Origin of the sequence: Sphingomonas sp. (genome assembly GCF_042096255.1) — a bacterium.
In the GTDB taxonomy this organism is placed as follows: domain Bacteria; phylum Pseudomonadota; class Alphaproteobacteria; order Sphingomonadales; family Sphingomonadaceae; genus Sphingomonas.
Genome location: NZ_JBELLZ010000003.1, coordinates 1 through 21,216 on the forward strand (window position 1 = coordinate 1; position 21,216 = coordinate 21,216).

Consider the following 21,216-nt stretch of genomic DNA (forward strand, 5'->3'; position numbering starts at 1 on the left):
ATCTGGATCGCCCAGCCGAGCCGCGTCATCGCGTCACGCCCGGAACACCACCGGCGTGCCCGCCTTCACCATCAGAGCCACGCGCGCCGCATCCCAGTTGGTCAGCCGCACGCAGCCGTTGGACTGGGCCCGGCCGATCTGCTGCGGCTCGCCGGTGCCATGGATGCCGTAATGCTCCTTCGACAGGTCGATCCACACCACGCCGACCGGGTTGTTCGGACCCGGCGGGATCAGCTGCGCAGCCTTGCTGTTGCTGACCGACTTCAGGATCTTCGGGTTCATCTTCCAGTCGGGGTTGGGCGAGACGTGGAGGACCTTCCAATTGCCCAGCGGCAGCGGATCGCGCGCCGACCCCATCGTGGCGGTGTAGAGCCCAAGCAGCTTGCCGTTCGGCCCCTCCACGCGCAGCACGCCCTCCGACTTGTCGACCACGATCCGCTCGGCCTGCGGCACCTTTGCTTCGACGTTGAGCGACGCCAGGGTCGCGCGCCACTCGGGAGTGGCGTCCTCCGGATAGGCGCGGGACGAGGGCAGCGAGTTGGGCACGGTGATCTTCGTTCCCGGCGTGATCTGCCGTACACCTGGGTTCAGCTCCGACAGCACCTCGGGCGTGGTGTGGAAGCGCTCGGCCAATTTCTCCAGGGGGCGGGTATAGGCCATCCGCTCTAGCTTGGCCTGATCGGCATAATCCTCCGGGATCGGGTTGACGAACGGGCCGGTGAACGCCTCGCGGTCAAGCTCCAGCGTCATCGTCGGCCGGGCGGCGCGATAGGGATATAGTGCGCGCAGCGTCGCGCGGTCGGGCTTGCCGGTGACCTTGAGCCCGCGGCTCTCCTGGAACCCCTTGAGCGCATTGACCAGCGACGGCCCGCCGCGCCCGTCGAGGATGCCGGGGCCGAAGCCGAGCTTGTCGAGGATTACCTGGACGTGGAGGATGCCGCGGTCGATCGGCGGCCTCGCCGAGGAGGCAGCGGGCGAAGCAGGCTGCGCGGTTGCCGCCACACCCGCCACAGCGAGGGCCGAGGCGGCGAAGGTGATCCGAAACATCTGGTCATCCCATACGGTTACGCTCGCCTGGAGAACGGATCAGGTCCTGCTTGTTTCCCCACCGGAACGAGCGAGCACCTCAGCGAAGGCGCGCACCGCCGCCGCCTCGTCGCCGCCCCACACCGCGCCCGACACCGCCAGGAAGTCCGCGCCCGCCGCGACCAAAGGCGCGGCATTGCCCGGCGTGATCCCGCCAATCGCAACGCAGGGCAGCTCGAACAGCGCCGACCACCAGGACAGGATCACCGGCTCGGGATGGTGGTGCACCGCCTTGGTGGTAGTGGGAAAGAAGCTGCCGAACGCGACATAGTCCGCGCCCGCCTCCCCGGCCGACATCGCCAGATGGCGGCTGTCGTGGCAGGTGACGCCGATCTGCACCGATGGCCCCAGCACCGCGCGCGCCTCGCGCGGGTCGCCGTCGTCCTGCCCCAGGTGGACGCCATCCGCGCCGATCCGCTTCGCCAGGCTGACGCTGTCGTTGACGATGAACGCCACCTCGCGATCGGCGCAGAGGCGCTGGAGCCGCTCTGCCAACCGCGCCGCCTCATGCTGGTCGACGTCCTTCACCCTGAACTGGAACGCCGCGACCGGCCCAGCGTCGAGCGCGCGGGCGAGCCGGTCGGGAAAGCCGCCGCCCACGTCCAGCGGCGAGATCAGGTAGAGCTGGCACGCCGGCCGCCGATCGTCGCGCACGAAGTGTGTCGCGAAATCGGGATCGAGCGGGCCGAGGGGATCGTCAAGGTCGGTCATCCCCGCGCCGGTAGCGCGGGGATGGGTCCGGGGAAAGGTCAGGCGGCCACCGCGCTCTTCTGCGTCGACGCCGCGTAGATCTCATCGATCGCCGCGCCCAGCGCCGCATCGAACGCCGCATCCGTCATGCCGTCGCGCAGGTCCTCCAGCAGCGCGCGGCTGAAGCTGGCGATGATGCCGTGGTTCTTCGCGAGCTCGACACACGCATCGGCGCGCGAATAGCCGCCCGACAGCGCCACCACCCGCAGCACGCGCGGATGCTCCACCAGCGGGCGGTGCAGGTCCGGCGTCTCGGGCAGCGACAGCTTGAGCATCACCTGCTCGTCCCCCGGCATGGCATCCAGCGCCGCGATCAGCGCGTCGCGCAGCAGCACGTCGGCCGCGCCGCGCTCGGCGCTCTTGATGTTGACCTCGGGCTCAAGGATCGGGACCAGTCCGTGCGCCAGCACCTGCTGCCCAACTTCGATCTGCTGCGCCACGATCGCGCGGATGCCCGCCTCATTGGCAAGGTTGACCACCGAACGCTCCTTGGTGCCGAACACGCCCAGTCCCCGCGCACGATCCAGCAGGCTGCCCAGCTCCGGCATCGGCTTCATCAGCTGGACGCCATCGGCCTCCGCCTCCAGCCCCTTGTCGATCTTGATGAAGGGCACGACGCCGCGGGCGTGGAGGACGCTGGGGATGGTCTCGCCATCGGCATAGCCGTCCATGGTCCGCTCGAACAGGATCGCGCCGATCACCTTGTCGCCGGTGAACGCGGGCGAGGTGATGATGCGGGTGCGCATCTGGTGGATCAGCGCAAACATCTCCTCGTCGCCCGAATAGCGATCCGCCTCGATGCCATAGCCCTTGAGCGCCTTGGGCGTGGACCCGCCGCTCTGGTCCAGTGCGGCGATGAACCCGCGGCCGTCGCGCATCTTGGCGGTCATCTCGTCGAACTGCATCGCATCCCCCTGTTTATCGCTCGTGTTGCGCTGCACCCTAACCATCCCGCCGTTTCGGCTCAACAGCCGGTTGCGGCCTTCGCGACATCGTGGCAGCTTCATTCCGGGAAAGATGGGGGTCGTCTTGAAGCTATGTTATCGTGCGGGTGCCGCGGCACTCGCGTTGCTGTCTGTGCCTGCCTCGGGGCAGAATGCCGCGATGACCGCCGACGGTGCTGCCAAGGCGTTCGGCACACGCGAACTGATCCAGCAGATCAGCCTGTCACCCGACGGAACTAAGGTGGCCATTGTCGCGCCGAACGGCGGCAAGGGCACGCTGGTGATGATCGCGGACCCGATCAAGGGCGGCGACCCGGTGACGATCCTGCGCACCGATGGCGAACCGGAGCGGGTCACCTCCTGCGGCTGGGTCACCGACGCCCGTCTGGCCTGCCAGATCTACTTCGTGTCGGCGGACCTCGATCTGAAGCTGGGCGTCACGAGGGTGATGTCGCTGAACATCGACGGGAGCGACGGCAAGCTGCTGAGCGGCAACACGTCCAGCCGCGCAATGGGCTTCGCGCAATATGGGGGCGGTATTCTCGATTGGGCGGCCGACGATAAGGGTGGCGTGCTGATGCAGCGCGTTCATGTGCCCGAGCGCACGATCGGCACGCGCCTCGCCAGCGATGCCGAAGGACTTGGCGTCGAACGGATCAACGCCGTCACTGGCCAGCGTTCGCCGGTGGAGCCGCCGCGCGAATATGCGGCCGAGTACATCAGCGACGGCCGCGGCGTGGTCCGCATGATGGGGTTGATGGCGCCGGCGCCAGGCGGCCAGATCAGCGACCAGATCGCCTATTCCTACCGCAAGAAGGGCGAGCGCTCCTGGCAGTTGCTCGGTTCGATCACGCGGGACACCGTCGGGTGGAACGGCTTCAATCCCGCTGCGGTCGATCCGGACCTGAACGTCGCCTACGGCTTCGATCGGCTGGACGGGCGCAAAGCGCTGTTCAAGATCGCGCTGGACGGCAGCGCCAGCCGCGAACTCGTTCTGGCGCACCCGGAGGTCGATGTCGATGGCGTCGTCAGCATCGGCAGGCAGCATCGCGTGGTCGGGGTAAGCTATGCCACGGAGGCGCGACGGACCGAGTTCTTCGACCCCGAGCTGCGCCGGTTGCGCGATATGCTGGGCAAGGCACTCAAGGCGCCGACATTGAGCTTTGTCGACGCCTCCACTGACGAAAAGACCCTGCTTCTTTATGCGGGCAGCGACACCGACCCGGGCCGCTACTACCTTTTCAACAAGGGGAGCCGCGAACTGACCGAGGTGCTGGCGGTCCGCCCGCAGCTGGCACAGGTGCGGCTCGGGACGATGCGCCCCATCCGCTATCCCGCTGCGGACGGCACGATGATCCCCGGGTACCTCACCCTGCCCACCGGCAGTCATGGCAAGGGGCTGCCCGCGATCGTCATGCCGCATGGCGGGCCGGGTGCGCGCGACGAATGGGGGTTCGACTGGCTGGTCCAGTTCTTCACCGCGCGCGGCTATGCCGTCCTCCAGCCCAACTACCGTGGCTCCACCGGCTATGGCGTGGCGTGGTTCCAGAAGAACGGATACCAGTCGTGGCGCACCGCCGTCGGCGATGTGAACGATGCCGGCCGCTGGCTGCAGGCGCAGGGCATCGCCGCTCCCGGAAAGCTTGCCATCGTCGGCTGGTCCTATGGCGGCTATGCCGCGCTCCAGACCTCGGTGCTCGACCCCGCGCTGTTCAAGGCGATCGTCGCCATCGCACCCGTGGTCGATCTCGGCATGCTGAAGGACGAATCGCAGCGCTTCACCAATCATGCGGTCATGACCCGTTACATCGGCAGCGGACCGCATATCCGCGAAGGCTCGCCGCTCCAGAACGTGGAAGCGATCAAGGCGCCGGTCCTCCTGTTCCACGGTGATCACGATCTCAACGTGAGCGTCGACCAATCCCGCGCCATGGAGAAGCGGCTGCGCAATGCCGGCAAGAAGGTCGGCTATGTCGAGTTCAAGAACCTCGACCACCAGCTGGACGATTCCACCGTGCGGACGCAGATGCTGGCGAAGTCGGATGCGTTCCTGAGCGCTTCGCTGGGGCTCGGCGCACCCTGACCTTGCACGCGCGCGCGCCTTCCGCTAAGGGCGCGCGCTTCCAGCGCATTTGTGATGGAATCCATGCGGGAGGGCGCTTCGGCGCCCGCTTGTACCGCTCGACTTGAACAGGGCCGGGCGCTGTTGCGCTCTGACCCCCTATAGAGTGACGTGACATGGCAAAGAAGATCACCGGCTATATCAAGCTGCAGGTGCCCGCCGGCGCCGCCAATCCCTCGCCGCCGATCGGCCCTGCTTTGGGTCAGCGCGGCGTGAACATCATGGAGTTCTGCAAGGCGTTCAACGCCCAGACGGGTGACATGGAGAAGGGCTCGCCCCTCCCCACCATCATCACCGTCTATGCGGACCGCTCGTTCACCTTCGAGACCAAGACCCCGCCTGCGACCTTCCTGATCAAGAAGGCGCTGAACCTGAAGTCGGGCTCCAAGGAGCCGGGCAAGGCCAGTGCCGGCAAGATCACCCGCACGCAGCTGTCCGAGATCGCCCAGGTCAAGATGAAGGACCTGAACGCGAACGACATCGCCGCGGCGACGAAGATCATCGAAGGTTCCGCCCGCGCGATGGGCCTCGAAGTGGTGGAGGGCTGAGGCCGTGGCGAAGATTTCCAAGAAGCAGAAGGCCTGGACCATCGACCGTGAGAAGCTGCACGGCGTCGATGAGGCGATCGGCCTCGCGAAGACCAACGCCACCTCCAAGTTCGACGAGACCATCGAGGTCGCGGTGAACCTGGGCGTCGATCCGCGCCACGCCGACCAGATGGTCCGCGGCGTCGTCAACCTGCCCAAGGGCACCGGCAAGACGGTGCGCGTCGCGGTGTTCGCGCGCGGCGCCAAGGCCGAGGAAGCCACGGCGGCAGGGGCGGACGTCGTCGGTGCCGAGGACCTGATGGAGACCATCCAGGGCGGCACCATCGACTTCGACCGCTGCATCGCGACGCCCGACATGATGGGCATCGTCGGCCGCCTCGGCAAGGTGCTGGGCCCCAAGGGCCTGATGCCGAACCCGAAGCTGGGCACGGTGACGATGAACGTCGCCCAGGCGGTCAAGGACGCCAAGGGCGGCCAGATCGAGTATCGCGTTGAAAAGGCCGGCATCATCCACTCCGGCATCGGCAAGGCGAGCTTCCCGGCCGAGGACCTGCGCGCGAACTTCGACGCGCTGGTCGACGCGCTGGTGAAGTCCAAGCCGTCGGGCGCGAAGGGCAAGTACGTCAAGAAGGTCGCGATCTCGAGCTCGATGGGCCCGGGGATCAAGGTCGACACCGCCGAGGTGGCGGGCGCGTAAGCCGAAGCGGCACACGGGCAGCCCTGCTGCCCGTGAGACCGCGCCCGGTCGGCCGACGCAGCGAAGCTGCGATCGACGGGATCGAATTCACTTCGATCCCGGCCTTGGAGCAGAATGACGGAAGGGTCGGGAGCGACCCCGGCTCTTTTCGTTTGTGTCGTTGAAGGTCGCCTGCTTGATTGCGGCGATCAGCTGCCTTCCGCCCAAACCGTCAGCCCGGCCCTGTGCCGGGATCCACCGCGTCCGGAAAACGATCGTCCGAACCGCTTGCCTGCTGCTCGCCCCACGTTGGTCCCCGGCACGAGACTGGGGGACAGGATCGCCGCAGTTAGGGGGGTTAGTTGCCGCTCAGCCTGACAGCACATCGACCTCTGATTGACGAACCCACCCCCGCTTACAGGTGGTTGCTTTCTGCACGTGTAAGCCTTTAGTGGTTCCCGGACAGGGATAATGAGTAGCTTCAAAGCGAACCTCAACCCAATCTTTTGTCTCATCGCAGACGTAGACTTTTGCACCAGTTTTCAGCGTCCTCACTCGCCGCGCGCCTGCGGTCGGGGCCGCGTAAGCGGTCACACTACGTTGCTGGCGAACCGGCCTGATCTTCGCGTAGTTGCAAGTATATGAAGGTGCCGGGGCGGACAATGCGAGGACGGTTACTAAGAACATCCAGCAAGTTTAGTGCAATAACGAAAGACCGCAACTGGGCGTCTGCGGACCGGCCGCTTTTGGCCCAACAGCAGCCGCTCCGCTCACGCGGCGCGCCAGTGCCCCGCAGGGTGATCCATTCCCCGCGAATCAGCGTTTGTCGCCTCCCCGGCGAACGCCGGGGCCCAGTTGGGAGCGGCCCGATGCTGGGCTCCGGCGTTCACCGGGGAGGACGCTTCATCCATGTTCCGGCATCCATCGTTGAATCGTAATCCGGCTGCCGCCGTTCAAAACAGCCGCCACATGCTCCGCGAGCAGACAGCGATATCCAGCCACAATCTCCAAACAAACGCTGTCCTACAAGCCGTAGCTCAGCTATAAGGACCACCGCTCTTTCGATCGTTCAACGTTCTGCATCCGCCGCGATTACACCTCGCCCGGCGCGTGAGATGGCGCATACTTCTCGGGTATGCCCGCACGTCAGAGAACCACGTCGACAGTGTCAAGTTAGTGTCAACTTCCAGATCGCGGCACCCCCCAGCCTCACCCGAAGAACAGCTCCAGCTGCCGCCGCGCATTGACCGCCAAGTCGAACTCCCGCTCCACATGCGTCCGCCCACGCCGCGCCATTGCCAGCGCCGCCGCCGGATCGCGATACACCCGCAGCAACGCCGCGCCCAAAGCCGCCGCATCCGCCTGCGGCACCAGCAGCCCGGTCACCCCGTCCTCGATCAGCTCGGGGATGCCCGAGATGGCGGTGGTGATCGCCGGGCGCTGATAGGCCAGCGCCTCGATCATCACATTGGGGATGCCCTCCTGCCGGCCGTTCGGGCCGATCACGCTGGGCGCCACGCAGACGCTGGCCTCGCCATAAGCCGCGGCGACCTGCTCGAAGGGCCTGGCGCCGTGGAAGGTGATCCGGTCGGCGAGGCCGAGCGCCACCGCCTTCGCCTGCAACGCCTCGGCGCTGGGCCCCTGCCCGATCGCGTCGAGCCGCCAGTCGCCGAGCTGCCCGCCCACCTGGGCCAGCGCGTCGAGCAGGTGCTCCACCCCCTTCTTCGGCTCCAGCGCGCCGACGTAGAGGATGCGGAACGGCTCGGTCGAGGGCACCGCCTCCACCGCCGCGATCCGCCCCACGTCGACGCTGGAGTGGATGACGTGCAGCTCACGGTCCGACATCCCCCGCACCCGCTCGCGCAGGAAGCGCGCGCCGAAGTCGCTGACCGTGCGCACCGCCTTCGCCTCGCCCAGCTTCTCGGCCAGCAGCGCCTGGGTGCGGAAAATGTCATGCGCCCGGCAGCTCACCGAATAGGGCAGCCCGCCCGCGCGCTGCCCCAGCCACGCCGCCGTCGCCGGGTGGCCGGCGAATTCGGCATGGACATGGGTGCAGCCCTGCGCCCGCGCATCCTCGGCGATCGCCAGGGCCTTGGGCAGCAGGGCCAGCGACTTGGCAAGCATCTTCGGGTGCCGCGCATAGGCCGCGGTCATCTGCGCCACCGCCCGGCCCAGCGACGCCGGCCGCCGCGCCATCGCCCGCGCCACCGCGCCCGGCTGGACGAAGCCCACCTCGCGCACCCAGCCCCGCGTCGGCGCGGCAAAACCGTGCAGCGGCTGATCGTGGCGGAAGGGCGCTAGATGGTAAAGCACCACTTCGCAGCCCATCTCGTGCCACGCCATCAAGTCGCGATAGATGAAGGTCTCGGTCGACTTGGGATATTCGGTGACGATCACCGCCAGCTTCATGCGCGCTCCCCAACCCTGATCTTTCCGGCCCTGATCCGGCCGCACTGGATCGCCAGCGCGATCAACAGCCACAGGTAGCGCATGTCCTTGTGCGGCATGAAGAAACACCCGACCAGCAGCGCGACCAGCGCCACGAGCACCGCAAAGGTGACCCGCGCCAGCTCCGGCGATCCCGCCAGCGCCCGGCGCAGCTGGAGGAAGCAATGGGTCAGCAGCGTCGCGAAGAGGGCAAAGCCGACCACGCCCAGCTCGGTCATCACGTCCAGGTACGTGTTGTGGAGCTCGCGCGGGAACGGGATGCGGCCGGGCATCCAGCGATACGGATCGGTGATGTAGTAAAGCGGGAAATTGCCCGGCCCCACCCCCCAGATCGGCGACTGGCCGATCAGGTCCGCGCCAATCCGCAGATAGCTGATCCGGCGGAACAGGGTCTGGTCCTTGCCGAAATCTCCGATCGCGGCGAACCGCTCCCACAGGGTCGGCGGCGCGAACATCAGCCCCACCGCACCGGCTATGCCCGTCGCCACCAGGATCAGCGGGAATGCCTTGTGTTTCCGGAGCGAGAGCAGCACGATCCCCGCGCCCGCCCCGAACCCCAGGATCGCGCTGCGCGCCGACATCAGCGCCAATGCCGCCGCGCCGACCAGCACCACGCCAGCGAGCACGAGGCGGAAGCGCTTCTCGCCCGAGAACAGCAGGCCCAGCGCGAGCGCGACGCTGGTCATCAGCATCTGCGCCGCAGTGGTGGGGTTCTGGTCCGACGCGCCGGCGGAGCGGGCGACGCCCTCGAAGTCCGCGGTCACCGCCGCCAGCGCGGTCGAGAAGATGCGCGTGCCCGAGCGCGATTCGAGGATCACCACCACCGAGGCGAACGCGCCCGCGAGGATCATCGCCCAGACGATCGCGAGCAGGTGGCCCGGCCGGTCCGCGACCAGCATCAGGCACAGCGCCGGCAGCACCGCGGTCGAGATTTTGACCAGATAGTCATAGCCTTCGGTCCGGTGCTCGCTCAGCGTCCAGCACACCACCATCCACAGCAGCAGCACCAGGATCAGCCGCGCGCCATCGGTCCCCCGCGCGCAAGACGGCAACCCGCCCGACAGCAGCAGCAAGAAGGCGCTGGCCGGCACCCCCGCGATCATCAGCGCCAATGGCGACGCCGGGCCGACGGCGAGACGGTTCGACACCGCATCGAGTTGCGTGAACAGCGCGAAGCCGCAGAGCAATACGACCGCGACCAGCCGCACCGTCTCCGCCGGCAGCGCGAGGGGGCGCGGGTCAGCCGCCGAGAGGGACGACATGCACCGGGCGCCCGGCGAAATTGGCCAGCCGCCGCGCCTCCGCCACCAGTGCGTCTTCCTCGTCGGCGGCGACCGCGACCAGGATCGGGCCGTCATTGTGCGCGAGGATGGTGCCCGCACCAAAGCCGCCGCCCGCGTAGATCAGCGGCTTGCCGGCGCCGCGGGGCAGCGCGCGCACGCCTTCGGACCAGTCGACGGTGCGCACCGGTGCGCCCAAAGCGGCGCGATAGGCGTGGATCAGCTGGTAGAGCCGCTGCGCGCCCTCGGCCTCGCCGGTCGCGGCGATGGTCAGCGGCCGGTCGGCGTCGAGCGCATCGCCAAGCCATTCCGCCACCTTCGCGCCGATGCCGCGGGCCTCGGCAGCGTTGTAATGACGGCCGTTGCGTGGCGGCGGCAGCAGATAGCCGAAGACGCGATCGTTGATGGGTGACTCTGGAACGAGGGTCAGCGGCGGGCGGGTCGGCTGCGGCTCCTCCTGCTCGGTTTCCAGCGCAGCAGCGGGAGCTTCGGGCTCCGGCGCAGGTTCGGCCATGTCGGGCTCGCGCGCGATCCCTGGCTGAGCTTCGACGGTCACTTCCGCATCCCGCGCCAGCGCGAGCGACCCGCTCGTGACGAAGCCGGGCGGCGGATAGGGCCGTGGCGTCTCCGCCATCCTCGTCGTGCCGGGGACGAAGTCGCTCCACCGCCGTCGCGGCGGCGCGCCGTCCACCGGTGCTGCCGGGGGCGCCGGCGCGGGTGCAGGTGCCGGCTCGGGCTCGACCGCCGCCTCTTCCTCGCGCACCCGCTCCGGCGCGGGGCCGAGCAGCAGCAGCGCGATGCCAGCGAGGGCACAGCCCGCGATAAAGCCCATCGCCAGGTTGAGCACCATTTTTGGGCTGGACCGGGTCAGTGGCGGCACCGCCCGCTCGATCAGCTGGATGCGCGGGGCGTTGGCGAGGTTTTCGGTCTGGCTGAAGCTCACTCGCTCGGTCAGTGCGGCGACCTCGGCGCGCAGCTGCTGGGCGCGATCGTCAAGGCTGCGGATCGTGTCCTCGGTCCGGCCAAGCGCGGCGATCTGCGCGCGGATCTGCGCCACGCGACTCTCGCGGATCGCGACGCCGCGAGCGAGGCCGGCGGCGCGCGGTGCCTCCACCGCGAGCGTCTGGTCGATCGCGGCCTGGGCGGTGGACATCTTGCCATTGGTCTGGCGCTTGAGGCCCGCGACCTGGCTCTGGCTGGCTTGAAGCGCGGCGCGATCGCTGGTCAGCTGCGATTGTTCGGCGATCTGCGCCTCCAGCAGCGACTGTTTCTGCTGGTCCACATCGACCACACCGGCGCGCTGCTTCATCCCGCGCGAGCGGGCGAGCACCGCCGCCAGCTCCGCCTGCTTCTCGGCGAGGCGTGTCTGCAGCGTGTCGGCGATCTGGGTGCCGGTCTTGCTGCTCATCCGCTCGGCCCGCGCGATGATCGCATCGGCCAGCGCATTGGCGAACCAGGCGGCAGATTTGGGATCGTCCCATTCCACCGTGATCCGCAGCAGATAGGTGCCCTCGACCGTGTCGATCGTGGTGCTCTCGATCAGCGAATCAACCACGTCCTCGCGCAGCGGCTTGGCCGGTGCCTCGCCATAGTTGAGGATCGTGTAGAGCCGGCGTGGCGAGAAGGACGGCGCAACGCTGTTGGCGCGCACCCAGGCGTCCTCGTTCTGCCCCGCCGCCTGCGCCTGCTCGGCGATCCAGCGATCGACGATGGGCGCGACCACCGGACGGGTATGCGCGAACTCGGCATAGGTCTGGAGCAGGGTCGAGCCGCCATCGAAGGTGGAGCCACGCACGAAGCGGTTGGCATAGCCGAGTTCCTCGCTGGTCGGCACGATGTTGAGCCGCGCCGCCGCGGTGAAGGTGGGCTTCTGCGCCAGGTACAAAGTCACGAGGAACGCCAGCAACGTGCAGCCGACCACCAGCGCCAGCACCAGGCGCCAGCGCGAGAGCACCAGCCGGATGTAGAAAAGCCCGAGCATCAGGGCTGAATCAAAGTCACGGCGGAGCCGACGTTGACGCCGTTGAAGCCGATGATCTGGCGGATCTGGCGTGAACGGTCGGCATCGCGCGCGATCGCGGTGGGCGGCACGATCAGGATCGAGAAGGGCGAAAGATAGCCGATCGGCTGCTGGCTGCCGCGCAGCGTGCTCTCCAGGTCGATCATCCGCGCGATCAGGCGGTTGCCGTCGGGCTGGATCAGGACGACGCGGCGCAGGTCCGCATCGCGGTTGCCCCCGCCCGCGCGCGCCAGCCCCTCGAACAGAGTGGTGCCCTCATGCCAGGGGAAGTTGCCCGGCCGCGCCACCTCGCCCATCACGAACACCTCGGGCAGCGGCGGCGGGCGGTTGTATGCGACCACCGACACCGAGACCGACGGTCGCTCCAGCTTGGCGCGGTACATCGCGTTCAGCTTGTCCTGGAGCTCCGCCACGCTGAGGCCTACCGCCTGGACCGGCGGCAGCAAGGGCGGGCTGATCTGGCCCGAAAGCTGGATGCGCTGGTCGCCGCCGATCAGCGGGTAATAAGGGAAACTCAGCCGGATGACGTCGTTGGGATGGAAGTCGCCGCTCAGTGCGAGGTGATCCTCCAGCTTGCGATTGATGTCCGCCGCCAGCGCCTGGCTGCCGCGGTCGAGCGGGATCTCGGGCGCGGGCGCGTACTTCACCGGCCCGGCGCAGGCCGAGAGCGCAAGAACGGACAGGGACAGCAGGCGGGCGAGCGTCATGGGGGTTCCGGACCAGTCTCCGAGACTTCTAGGCACGGCGCTGTAACTTTAGTCTTAAGCCGCCATTGACCGCGACGCGACACGCTCGACCAGCGTCTCGAAGGTACGGGTCGCCGCCGCGACGGTGTAGCGGGCGGCGACCTCGCGTGCCGGCGCCGCCACCCCATCGCGCGCGGGATCGGCGGCGATGCGCGCGATGGCAGCGGCGAGCGCAGGCGGGTCTTCAGATGGCACCAGCCAGCCGGTGACACCATCGTCGATCAGCCCGGCCGGACCGTCAGTGCCGGTGGCGAGCACCGGCAACCCCGCCGCCATCGCCTCGACGACCACGTTGCCGAACCCTTCCCGCCGCGAGGCGAGCACGAACAGGTCCGCCGCGGCCATGGGAGCAGCGAGGGCGCCATAGCCGGCGATCTCGATCCGCTCTGTCAGCCCGGCGGCGGCGATCTGCGCGCGCAGGTCGTCGCGCAGCACCCCTTCGCCGCGAATGTCGAGGCAGAAGTCGAGCCCCTGCGCCGCCAGCAGCGCCGCGGCGTCGATCAGCGTGTCGTATCCTTTCGCCGGCACCAGCCGGCCCGCGGAGAGGATGCGGAAGACGCCATCCTGCGCCACCCGGCGCGGCAGCGGCGCGCCAGCGATCACCGGATTGGGCAGCACCACCGTTGCCAGCGGCCGCGCCAGGGTGGTGCGCAGCTCCGCCGCGATCCGTTCGGTGGGCACCGCCACCGCATCGGCGCGCGGATAGAAGCGTCGCATCGCCAGCCTGCGCAGCAAGGGCAGCTTGGCTTCGGCCAGATAGGCGGCGGGCGAGGTGTGTTCGGAGACGATCCGGGCGGCCTTCGTGCGGGCGGCGAGCAGCGCCAGGTTCATCGCGTTGGTGGCACTGTAAGCGACGTCGATCCGTGCCGCCGCCAGCGCCGAGGCGATCGCGCCCGGCAGCCGCGCCGCGCGCGCACCGCCCAGCGCCACCGGAGTCACGTCGTCCGGCAGCAGATCGAGGAACGCGCCGTCCACGCGCTTTAGGAACAGGAACGGGCGGAACCGCGTCCGGTCGAGCGCGCCCAGCCAGTTGACCACGCAGCGCTCTGCCCCGCCCGGCCGCAGGTGCGGGAGCACGAAGCCGATACGGATCACTTGCCCCGCCGTTTGGCGAGCGCCGCCATCGCCACCGAACGCAACCGCTGCACCTCGGGCAGCCGCATCGCCAGCGCGGCGCCGCCATAGACCAGCACGATCGCCCCGCCGAGCACCAGTAGCTTGGCAAACTTGATCGCCAGATTGTCGAACCGGGGCGCAAGGTCGAGCAACAGCCATCCGCACCCCGCCGCCAGCCCACCGCACAAGGCGATCCGCGCGGTCTCCCGCCCGAACCCGGCGAAGCTTAGGTCCCGAAAGCGGTTGCGGGCGACAATCGTGGTCAGCACCGCCGTGGCGCAGGTCGCCGCCGCCGCGCCCCAGGCGATGCCCGCCGCCCCCGAGGCCGACGCGCCCAGGCCGATCGCCACCGCACGAAACGCTAGCCCGCCGACGGCGACGATCGACAGGTCGCGCAGGCAGGAGCGGCGCGGATCGGCGTAGATGGCGGAGGTCAGCACCGTCATCGGCGCGAGGAACAGCTGCGCCAGCGCATAGCCCGCGGTGGTGCCCGCCGCGAGGCGGATGCTCTCCTCGCCAAACGCGCCGCGGCCGAACAGGATATGCACCATCAGGTCCGCGCCCAGCATCATCCCGATCGAGACGGGCATCTGCGCGAAGATCACCATGCGCTGGAAACGGACCAGCACCCCCGGCTCGCGTTCCTTCGCCTGCATCGCGCGGATCAGCTCGGGCAGCATCACCGTTGACAGGCTGGACATCAGCAACCCTGGCACCAGGCTGACCAGCCGCGCGCCATATTCCAGCGCGGCAACACCGCCTTCGGGCACCAGCGACGCCACCGCGAAGTCGAGCAGGCTTGTCGCCTGGAGATACAGGTTGAGCACCAATGCCGCCGCCACGCCACCGCCCAGGCTCGGCTCGGCCGCGTCGGACGCCGGTGCAGCCTCGGCCTTGGGGGCCAGCAGCGCAGACGGATGCCGCCGCAGGATCGACCAGGAGCCCGCGACCAGTATCAGGAAGCCGACGATGCCCGCCACCAGCATCGTCCAAGCGCCTGCCACGATCCCGAGCGGCGGCACCGCAAAGGCGAGTACCGCCACCAGCATGCCTCGCTGGACGATGTTGTTCCCCTCGCTGACCAAATAGCGCCGATTGGCCTGGAGCACCGCGACCAGCAGCGAACCGATGACCGCGAGCGGAAGCAGCGGCATCATGATCGCCATCATCGTCGCGGTCAGGTCATGCCGCACGTCGGTGAAGCCGGGCGCGAACACGCTGACCAGCTCGCCCGGGATCAGCATGCCCGCCGCGGTCAGCGCGGCGAAGCCGGCGACGAACAGGTACATCCTCTTGGGCAGGCCGTGCACCGACAGCGGGTGCCCGCGATCGACTCGCGCGACGACGCTGGGCATCACCACCTGCACCACGAACTTGCGGATCATGTCCGCGAAGCCGACGGTGGTGCGGCGCGCGAGGAAGAAGGCGTCGAGCTGCGCGCCCGCGCCGAACCGGCCGGCGAGCAGCACCGAAACGAGGAAGCTCAGCCCGAAGTCGATCCCGCGGATCGCCACGACGACAAGTGTGGAACGGAACAGCGCCGCGCCGCGCCGTTGCGGCAGCGGCGCTCCAGCGCGGCTGGTCATCCGGTGCGGCCCGCGTTCGCGTACAGGCCCAGCTCGCCCTTATAGGGTCGCGTGAAGGTCCAGCGGGTGCGCAGCAGGTAAAGGTGGATCACCTCGATTCCTGCCTCGCGATAGTGAAAGCGCTTGTGGATCTGGTAGGATGGGCGGTTGACGCGATCGATCACGCCGAACTGCCGAGTGACGCCGCGCCGCTTCGCATAGGCAAAGACGTAGCGCATCATGTTCAACGCCGCATTGGACTTGCGCTTCTCGGGATCGAGCAGCCAGCAATAGTGATACACCTCGCCGGGCGCGACGGCATAGAACTCACGCGATTCCGGATCGCGATGGTCCTCGAACGACAGCCACAGGCAGGAGAAGGCGCCCTCCTCGTCCGAGACGAAGGCACCGACCTTGCGGTCCGCCAGCATCCGCTCGAAATCGCCGCGCCGGCGCGCGAGGAAGCGGCCGAGCGGCGGTACCGGCTGGCCAGGCTCGACCATCTCGTAGCGGAAACCGTCCGCCGGCTCGAACTCACGCCCGACGCCCCCGCCCCATTCGCGGCGATATTCCATGATCACGCTGCTGGAGCGGCGCCAGACATGATCCTCGAACAGCTTGCGCGCGGTTGCCGAAAGGCCTCGTTCGCGGGCGCGGGCGACCAGCCGGCCCAGCACTGCGGTGCTCATGCCGCCGCCCTCCGCCGGCGCTTCACCCCACGATAGACCTCGCGCGCGGCAAACAGCATGGCGTGCGCCACCGGCTTCACCGGCGCGACCTGCATTGGCAGCAGCATCCGCCGGGTCGGCGCGAACGCCTCCTTGAACTGCATCCGCTTCGCCTCCCCCTCGTCGCGCGCCACCTCCAGCGGCATGCCTGCAAGATCATATGCGATCAGTCCCATGTCGCGGGCGCGGCGCATCGCCGCCCACAGCAGCGGATAGGATCGGGGCAGGTCACCGAACCGCTCGGAGGTGGCCAGCGACAGCCAGATCGCCTCGTGCGCCTGGCGTACAAAGGCATGCGCGCCGATCGCCTCGCCGTCCTTCTCCGCCAGCAGCATCGCGCCGCCGCTCGCGGCGATCAGCGCGGCCTGTCCGCGCGCGTCGGGCAGGCCAGACATGTCATAGTCGCGCTTCGCCGCGCGGAACTCGTCCAGCAGCGCCTGATAGGTGGCGACATCCGCCTCACCTTCCGCCAGCCGCACGGTGACACCCGCCTTGTCCGCGGCGCGGACCTGCCGCCGCCCGCGCTGCCGGAAACCCGCGAACACCGCATCCTCGGGCTTGTCGAGCCAGACGATGCCGGTGGCGCGGTGGAGCGGCTGGCGGTCTTCGGCCAGCGGCGTGAAGCCGGTCGCGCGCAGCGCCTCCGCCATCACCGGCAGGTCGCGCCCACGCACCCGCGGGGCCAGCTGGACCGAGCAGGCGCCGTGCTGGCCCAGCGTGTAGATCAGCTTGGGCAGCACGCGCGCCAGCGCCGTCGCGTCGTGCACGATCGGGCCGCGCTGGATCGTCGCCAGCCAGTGCACGGGCGAAAGCCAGGTGCGCCGGATCACCGCCGCAGCCAGCGGCCGGCCGAACTCGCTGCACCGATAGAACAGGAAATCGTGCCGTTTGCTGGTGGGTGCCACCTGCGCCCAGGTGCGGGTCTGCTGATAGGCCGCGAACGGACTCTCGGCGAGGAAGGCGTCGAACGACCAGTTGCTGCCCGCATCGGCATCCGAGAAGATCGCATCGGTCAAGCTCACCGCGCTTCAAACCCTTCCCGTATTCACGCATTCTTTGCCACTCGGGCCCTAGGCGCCCCTACGTGACAGGCGTTGCGGAGAGATTAAGCCAGGACGCGGGGGCGCCGCCGGCATCCGACTTCATCGTCTCGCCCGCGTGGTTCGAGGCGTGGGATGCGGCGTACCTGGCGCCGGCGCGGCGCATCGACCTCGGGGGACTGGCACTGCTCGATATGCGTGCGACTGTGGGGCCGGTACCGTTCCGCCTCCGGCATGCGCGCACCAATCCGCACACCGCTTTGTTCGATACCGCCGCCCACCTCCCCGATGTGCAGACGCTGCTGCGCGGGGCCGACGTCGTTTCGCTTGATTACGTGCCGGAGGGCTCACCGCTGCTCACCGCGGCGCAGGAATGGTGCCGCACCCACCACGTACGGGTGGCGCCGCACGCACGCGTACCGGTGGTCGACTGTCGCCGGCCCTATTCCGACTGGCTCGCCGCCCGCAGCAAGCGGCTGCGCCAGCGCTGGCCGCGGCTGGAGCGCGAGGCCTTCGGCGAACACGGCCTCACCTACGAGCGGCTGTCCCGCTTCGACGACCTGCCCATGCTGCTCGCGCATCTGTTTGCGCTGGAACAGGCGGGGTGGAAGGGCCGCGAGAAGACCGCGATCGCCGACAGCGCGGCCGACACCTTGTTCTATACTCAGCTCGCCACCCGTGCCGCCGCCGCCGGTGCCCTGCGGATCGCGCTGCTGCGCGCGGGCGAGCGGATCGTGGCGTTCGAATATGCCGTGCTCGGTGGTGACCGGCTTTACGTCCTCAAGGTGTCCTACGACGAGACCTATGAGCACGCCTCGATCGGCCACGTTCTGGCCGCCCGCCACATCCGGGATTGCTGCGAGGACCCGGAAATCGCCTGGTACGACCAGCTCGGCAACGGCCTGACCCCGGCGCCCTACAAGCTCCGCTACGCCGACGTCGTCGAGGAGCGGTTCCGCATCACGCTCTATGCCTCCAACGCGCGTGGCAGCCTCGCCTGGGCCCGCGACGGCTTGCGCGCCCACGCCAAGCGGCTGCGGAACCGCTGGAAGGCCAAGCCGTGACCCGCAAGCAGGAGCGGATGCGCCGCATGCTGCAATGGCTCGGCATCCTCGCCGCCGGCGCGGTCGGCAGCATCGGCCTGGGCGGCTGGGTCGGCGCGGGCTTCTTCGCCGCGGCGCTCGCGCTCGGCCACCGGCGGATGATCGCCCCGCCCGGCGTCGCGATCCTCACCTATCATTCGGTCGCCGAGGATCCGCGCTGGCTGCCCTGGGCCTATGAGATCGCGGTCTCGCCACGCACGTTCGCCCGTCATGCGGACGTGCTGCGCAAGATGAACTGCACGGTGATGGGAACGCGCGACTATCTTGCCTTCCGCGCCGCGGGCGAAGCGCTGCCCTATCGTCCGGTCGTCCTACACTTCGACGACGGCTATCTCGACAATTGGCTCTTCGCCGTCCCCATCCTGCGCAGCCGCCGCCTCCCGGCCACCTTCTTCCCCTCGCTCGACTTCATCGAGCCGGGCGAGACGATCCGCCCGGTCACCGCCGAGACGAGCGGGTACATGAACTGGGCCGAGCTCCAAGCGCTGGAGGCCTATGCCGGCTTCGAGGTGGAGCCGCACGGCATCGACCATGGCCGCGTCCCGATCTCCGAACGCGGGGTGGGCGTGCTGACCGAGCGGAACTGGCGCCGCCACGCCTGGATGCAATGGGCCGCGACGCAGGGACCCAAGCACGACTGGTATCGCAGCGACAGCCCCGCCGCGGTGCCGCTGGGCAGCGCGGTGCCCGAATCGGGGCTGGCGCTCGCGACGCGCGGCTGGGTGAACGGGGAGCGCGAGAGCGAGGCGGCGTTCGAGGCGCGGGTGACCGAGCACCTGCTCACCTGCCGCGATACCTTCCTCCACCGTCTCGGCCGTGCGCCGCAGGTGTTCTGCTGGCCGGAGAACAAGACCGCCCCGGAGAGCCGCGCGATCGCCGCCGCGCTCGGCTATCGCGCCACCACCGGCGGCCGCCGCCGCAACACCGCCGGCGAGCCCGCCTCCGTGCTGTCGCGCATCCACATGGGAGACCGCGCATTGGGCTTCCGCTGGTTGTTCGCCGAAGGTCTGCACCTTCGTGCTGCGGTGCGGCTGGCGCAGGGCAACCTCTATTGGTATCTGGCGGTGGGACCGATGAACTGGACGCGGGCGATCGTGACGCGCCTGCGGTTGAGAGGTCGTGCATGACGCCGCCGAGGTCGGACGATTTCCTGACGGGGGGAGCGACCCCACTGCCCGAGCCGCGGCGCTATCCGCCGCCCGAGCGGCGCCAGGACATGGCGCGCCGCGTGCGCTTCGAATGCGACATGAAGGGCGTGCCGCTGCCGCTCGAGGTGCGTGGCCGTAGCTATGCCCAGCGGCTGAAGCCTTTCCTCGACTCGGTGCTGGCGCTGGGCGTGGTCCTGGTCTGCGCGCCGGTGTTCGTGGCGGTGGCGGTCGCAATCAAGCTGGACGACGGCGGCCGCATCCTCTTCATCCAGGACCGCACCGGCTATCTCGGCCGCCGCTTCCGCCTTTATAAATTTCGCACCATGGTCCCGGACGCGGAGGCGCTGAAGGAGGCGCTGCGCAAGCACAACGTCCACGGCGTCGACTCCCCCGACTTCAAGCTGGTCAACGATCCCCGCATCACCCGCGTCGGCCGCTTCCTACGCAAAACCAGCCTCGACGAGCTGCCCAACCTGTGGAACATCGTGCTGGGCCAGATGAGCTTCGTCGGCCCCCGCCCCACCTCGTTCGACGCCAGCACCTACGGCATGGCGCACCTACCCCGGCTGGCGGTGCGGCCGGGGCTGACCGGCCTGTGGCAGGTCTCCGGCCGCGCCAACGTCGGCTTCGACGAGCGCACCGCGATGGACATCGAATATATCCGCTCGATGTCCGCCAAGCGCGACCTGGAGCTGGTGCTCAAGACGGTGAGCGCGGTGCGCAAGGGCGATGGGGCGCATTGAGCGGGACGCACGCCCCGGACCCAAGCGCGGAAGTTGACACTAACTTTACACCGTCGATGCCTGCTTCCGCTTCCGACATGACGTGAACCAGGCACAGGGTTCCCGCGCGATAAGAGCCTATAATCATGTCAAAGAGCTGGCGCGACGATAGCATTGAAGACCGGCTGTAGGAAAGCTTCAAAGACGGCGGTGTTGACTTATTCCTCCCCCGGGAGGGGGAGGGGAACCGCCGAAGGCGGTGGAGGGGTAGTCGCCACAAGTGGAGGCCATGATGTGTCGAACCACTGCCTCCACGTCATGCAGAACCTCGCGGGCCGGTATGCGGATGGTGCGAACTCCTTGTCGTGAAATCCACGCATCGCGGATGGCATCAGCGTGAGGCCGGTCGCCTCGACTGTGCGCTTCCCCATCGACCTCGATCGCTAGCCGGCGACGGGGGCAGAAGAAATCGAGCACATACTCGCCCGCGGGATGCTGGTGCCGGAACTTCAGGCCGCCGGGGCGCTGGCGCAGGGCCTGCCACAGGAGGACTTCGGGCAGACTCATCTCGCGTCGGAGCTGGGCGGCGCGCTTCTGTGTCCGTTTCGGGCCGTGGAGCATGCGGCGACCTACCCCTCCACCGCCTTCGGCGGTCCCCCTCCCCCTCCGGGGGAGGATTGTGTTAGGATTGCTCTCACTCCATCCCCGGATAGGTCCGGAACTCCGGCAGTTCCACCATGCCCCTGGTCCAGCCGAGCCGGTCCTTGACCATGATCTGCGCGCCCGGCGGCAGCGCTTCGGGATCGTCGAGGGTGCAAGACTGGATGTCGATCAGCCCCGGCAGCGCCGTGGGGTTGCGATAGAACAGGCCGGTGCCGCACTCGCCGCAGAACTCCCGGCTGCCGGTGTTGCTGGACTTGTAGACCTTGGGGGTGCCGGTGACCGTCACCGCCTCGTCCCTCCACGCGATCCAGCCGACCGCTGGCGCGCCGGACCAGCGACGGCAATCCTCGCAGTGGCAGAGCGCGTGATGCTCGGGCGGGCCTTCCGCCGCATAGCTGATCGCGCCGCAGTGACACTTGCCGGTGGTGGCCCCGACTTCGGTCATCGACTCTCTCCCGTGTTCGTTCTACCCTTGTTCTCATGGATTGCGCCGCGGGGCAAGCGCGCTTAA

Annotated in this window: 19 protein-coding genes; 6 read left to right on the forward strand and 13 right to left on the reverse strand. The window is 68.6% G+C overall.

Going from position 1 to position 21,216, the window contains the following annotated elements; translation table 11 throughout:
• Nucleotides 1-33: 33 nt before the first annotated feature.
• The 3 genes from ACFDTH_RS00950 to ACFDTH_RS00960 are packed head-to-tail and all read right to left on the reverse strand — an operon-like array spanning nucleotide 34 to nucleotide 2,741.
• A complete protein-coding gene (locus tag ACFDTH_RS00950) occupies nucleotides 34-1,047 on the reverse strand; it encodes a L,D-transpeptidase (RefSeq protein WP_375285624.1) in 1,014 nt (337 codons plus the stop codon).
• Nucleotides 1,048-1,086: 39 nt separating this feature from the next.
• Nucleotides 1,087-1,797 (reverse strand): thiamine phosphate synthase, encoded by a 711-nt coding sequence (thiE, locus tag ACFDTH_RS00955; protein WP_375285625.1) that lies wholly within the window; start codon nucleotides 1,795-1,797, stop codon nucleotides 1,087-1,089.
• Nucleotides 1,798-1,835: 38 nt separating this feature from the next.
• Nucleotides 1,836-2,741 (reverse strand): fructose bisphosphate aldolase, encoded by a 906-nt coding sequence (locus ACFDTH_RS00960; RefSeq protein WP_375285626.1) that lies wholly within the window; start codon nucleotides 2,739-2,741, stop codon nucleotides 1,836-1,838.
• Nucleotides 2,742-2,940: 199 nt separating this feature from the next.
• Between ACFDTH_RS00960 and ACFDTH_RS00965 the strand changes: the two genes are divergently transcribed.
• The 3 genes from ACFDTH_RS00965 to rplA all read left to right on the forward strand — a co-directional run bounded on the left by ACFDTH_RS00965 (nucleotide 2,941) and on the right by rplA (nucleotide 6,147).
• Nucleotides 2,941-4,863, forward strand: a complete 1,923-nt coding sequence (locus tag ACFDTH_RS00965) for an alpha/beta fold hydrolase (RefSeq protein WP_375285627.1) — start codon at nucleotides 2,941-2,943, stop codon at nucleotides 4,861-4,863.
• Nucleotides 4,864-5,018: 155 nt separating this feature from the next.
• A complete protein-coding gene (gene rplK / locus ACFDTH_RS00970; protein WP_375285628.1) occupies nucleotides 5,019-5,450 on the forward strand; it encodes a 50S ribosomal protein L11 in 432 nt (143 codons plus the stop codon).
• A 4-nt stretch (nucleotides 5,451-5,454) separates the two neighbouring features.
• Complete coding sequence (rplA, locus tag ACFDTH_RS00975) at nucleotides 5,455-6,147, forward strand: 50S ribosomal protein L1 (protein WP_375285629.1); 693 nt, start codon at nucleotides 5,455-5,457, stop codon at nucleotides 6,145-6,147.
• Nucleotides 6,148-7,335: 1,188 nt separating this feature from the next.
• On the opposite strand, the gene ACFDTH_RS00980 is transcribed toward rplA, so the two are convergent.
• From ACFDTH_RS00980 to ACFDTH_RS01015, 8 genes are read right to left on the reverse strand one after another with little or no spacing between them, the layout of a single operon-like run.
• Nucleotides 7,336-8,535, reverse strand: a complete 1,200-nt coding sequence (locus tag ACFDTH_RS00980; RefSeq protein ID WP_375285630.1) for a glycosyltransferase family 4 protein — start codon at nucleotides 8,533-8,535, stop codon at nucleotides 7,336-7,338.
• Nucleotides 8,532-9,836, reverse strand: coding sequence for an O-antigen ligase family protein (locus ACFDTH_RS00985; RefSeq protein ID WP_375285631.1), 1,305 nt, complete (start codon nucleotides 9,834-9,836; stop codon nucleotides 8,532-8,534). Before ACFDTH_RS00985 ends, ACFDTH_RS00980 begins: the two co-directional genes overlap by 4 nt.
• Nucleotides 9,814-11,835, reverse strand: a complete 2,022-nt coding sequence (locus ACFDTH_RS00990; protein ID WP_375285632.1) for a GumC family protein — start codon at nucleotides 11,833-11,835, stop codon at nucleotides 9,814-9,816. Before ACFDTH_RS00990 ends, ACFDTH_RS00985 begins: the two co-directional genes overlap by 23 nt.
• The gene (locus tag ACFDTH_RS00995) at nucleotides 11,835-12,581 is read right to left on the reverse strand and encodes a polysaccharide biosynthesis/export family protein (protein WP_375285633.1); all 747 of its coding nucleotides are present in this window, start codon (nucleotides 12,579-12,581) and stop codon (nucleotides 11,835-11,837) included. The genes ACFDTH_RS00990 and ACFDTH_RS00995 overlap by 1 nt, the downstream gene beginning before the upstream one ends.
• Nucleotides 12,582-12,635: 54 nt before the next feature.
• The gene (locus tag ACFDTH_RS01000; RefSeq protein WP_375285634.1) at nucleotides 12,636-13,715 is read right to left on the reverse strand and encodes a glycosyltransferase; all 1,080 of its coding nucleotides are present in this window, start codon (nucleotides 13,713-13,715) and stop codon (nucleotides 12,636-12,638) included.
• The gene (locus tag ACFDTH_RS01005; RefSeq protein WP_375285635.1) at nucleotides 13,712-15,322 is read right to left on the reverse strand and encodes a lipid II flippase MurJ; all 1,611 of its coding nucleotides are present in this window, start codon (nucleotides 15,320-15,322) and stop codon (nucleotides 13,712-13,714) included. Before ACFDTH_RS01005 ends, ACFDTH_RS01000 begins: the two co-directional genes overlap by 4 nt.
• Complete coding sequence (locus ACFDTH_RS01010) at nucleotides 15,319-15,990, reverse strand: hypothetical protein (RefSeq protein ID WP_375285636.1); 672 nt, start codon at nucleotides 15,988-15,990, stop codon at nucleotides 15,319-15,321. Before ACFDTH_RS01010 ends, ACFDTH_RS01005 begins: the two co-directional genes overlap by 4 nt.
• Nucleotides 15,987-17,051, reverse strand: coding sequence for a lipid II:glycine glycyltransferase FemX (locus ACFDTH_RS01015; protein WP_375285637.1), 1,065 nt, complete (start codon nucleotides 17,049-17,051; stop codon nucleotides 15,987-15,989). The genes ACFDTH_RS01010 and ACFDTH_RS01015 overlap by 4 nt, the downstream gene beginning before the upstream one ends.
• Before the next feature lie 62 nt (nucleotides 17,052-17,113).
• Here ACFDTH_RS01015 and ACFDTH_RS01020 point away from each other — a divergent pair, with 62 nt between their 5' ends.
• Genes ACFDTH_RS01020 through ACFDTH_RS01030 form a run of 3 tightly spaced genes read left to right on the forward strand, consistent with a single transcriptional unit; the run spans nucleotide 17,114 to nucleotide 20,063 of the window.
• Entirely contained in the window at nucleotides 17,114-18,133 is a 1,020-nt protein-coding gene (locus ACFDTH_RS01020) for a GNAT family N-acetyltransferase (RefSeq protein WP_375285638.1), read from the forward strand.
• Nucleotides 18,130-19,299 (forward strand): polysaccharide deacetylase family protein, encoded by a 1,170-nt coding sequence (locus tag ACFDTH_RS01025; RefSeq protein ID WP_375285639.1) that lies wholly within the window; start codon nucleotides 18,130-18,132, stop codon nucleotides 19,297-19,299. The genes ACFDTH_RS01020 and ACFDTH_RS01025 overlap by 4 nt, the downstream gene beginning before the upstream one ends.
• Entirely contained in the window at nucleotides 19,296-20,063 is a 768-nt protein-coding gene (locus ACFDTH_RS01030) for a sugar transferase (protein WP_375285640.1), read from the forward strand. The genes ACFDTH_RS01025 and ACFDTH_RS01030 overlap by 4 nt, the downstream gene beginning before the upstream one ends.
• Before the next feature lie 177 nt (nucleotides 20,064-20,240).
• Here the strand turns inward: ACFDTH_RS01030 and ACFDTH_RS01035 are convergent, their stop codons facing one another.
• Together ACFDTH_RS01035 and ACFDTH_RS01040 are read right to left on the reverse strand one after the other, a co-directional pair.
• Entirely contained in the window at nucleotides 20,241-20,663 is a 423-nt protein-coding gene (locus tag ACFDTH_RS01035; protein ID WP_375285641.1) for an endonuclease domain-containing protein, read from the reverse strand.
• Between the two features lie 73 nt (nucleotides 20,664-20,736).
• Nucleotides 20,737-21,150: a GFA family protein gene (locus ACFDTH_RS01040; protein WP_375285642.1), complete on the reverse strand. Its 414-nt coding sequence runs from the start codon at nucleotides 21,148-21,150 to the stop codon at nucleotides 20,737-20,739.
• Nucleotides 21,151-21,216 lie beyond the last annotated feature (66 nt).

Excerpts from the sequence above, each read along its gene's own strand:
- ACFDTH_RS00950 (WP_375285624.1), bottom strand. The coding sequence starts at position 1,047 with ATGTTTCGGATCACCTTCGCCGCCTCGGCCCTCGCTGTGGCGGGTGTG.
- thiE (WP_375285625.1), bottom strand. The coding sequence starts at position 1,797 with ATGACCGACCTTGACGATCCCCTCGGCCCGCTCGATCCCGATTTCGCG.
- ACFDTH_RS00960 (WP_375285626.1), bottom strand. The coding sequence starts at position 2,741 with ATGCAGTTCGACGAGATGACCGCCAAGATGCGCGACGGCCGCGGGTTC.
- ACFDTH_RS00965 (WP_375285627.1), top strand. The coding sequence starts at position 2,941 with ATGACCGCCGACGGTGCTGCCAAGGCGTTCGGCACACGCGAACTGATC.
- rplK (WP_375285628.1), top strand. The coding sequence starts at position 5,019 with ATGGCAAAGAAGATCACCGGCTATATCAAGCTGCAGGTGCCCGCCGGC.
- ACFDTH_RS00980 (WP_375285630.1), bottom strand. The coding sequence starts at position 8,535 with ATGAAGCTGGCGGTGATCGTCACCGAATATCCCAAGTCGACCGAGACC.
- ACFDTH_RS00985 (WP_375285631.1), bottom strand. The coding sequence starts at position 9,836 with ATGTCGTCCCTCTCGGCGGCTGACCCGCGCCCCCTCGCGCTGCCGGCG.
- ACFDTH_RS00990 (WP_375285632.1), bottom strand. The coding sequence starts at position 11,835 with ATGCTCGGGCTTTTCTACATCCGGCTGGTGCTCTCGCGCTGGCGCCTG.
- ACFDTH_RS00995 (WP_375285633.1), bottom strand. The coding sequence starts at position 12,581 with ATGACGCTCGCCCGCCTGCTGTCCCTGTCCGTTCTTGCGCTCTCGGCC.
- ACFDTH_RS01005 (WP_375285635.1), bottom strand. The coding sequence starts at position 15,322 with ATGACCAGCCGCGCTGGAGCGCCGCTGCCGCAACGGCGCGGCGCGGCG.
- ACFDTH_RS01010 (WP_375285636.1), bottom strand. The coding sequence starts at position 15,990 with ATGAGCACCGCAGTGCTGGGCCGGCTGGTCGCCCGCGCCCGCGAACGA.
- ACFDTH_RS01030 (WP_375285640.1), top strand. The coding sequence starts at position 19,296 with ATGACGCCGCCGAGGTCGGACGATTTCCTGACGGGGGGAGCGACCCCA.
- ACFDTH_RS01035 (WP_375285641.1), bottom strand. The coding sequence starts at position 20,663 with ATGCTCCACGGCCCGAAACGGACACAGAAGCGCGCCGCCCAGCTCCGA.
- ACFDTH_RS01040 (WP_375285642.1), bottom strand. The coding sequence starts at position 21,150 with ATGACCGAAGTCGGGGCCACCACCGGCAAGTGTCACTGCGGCGCGATC.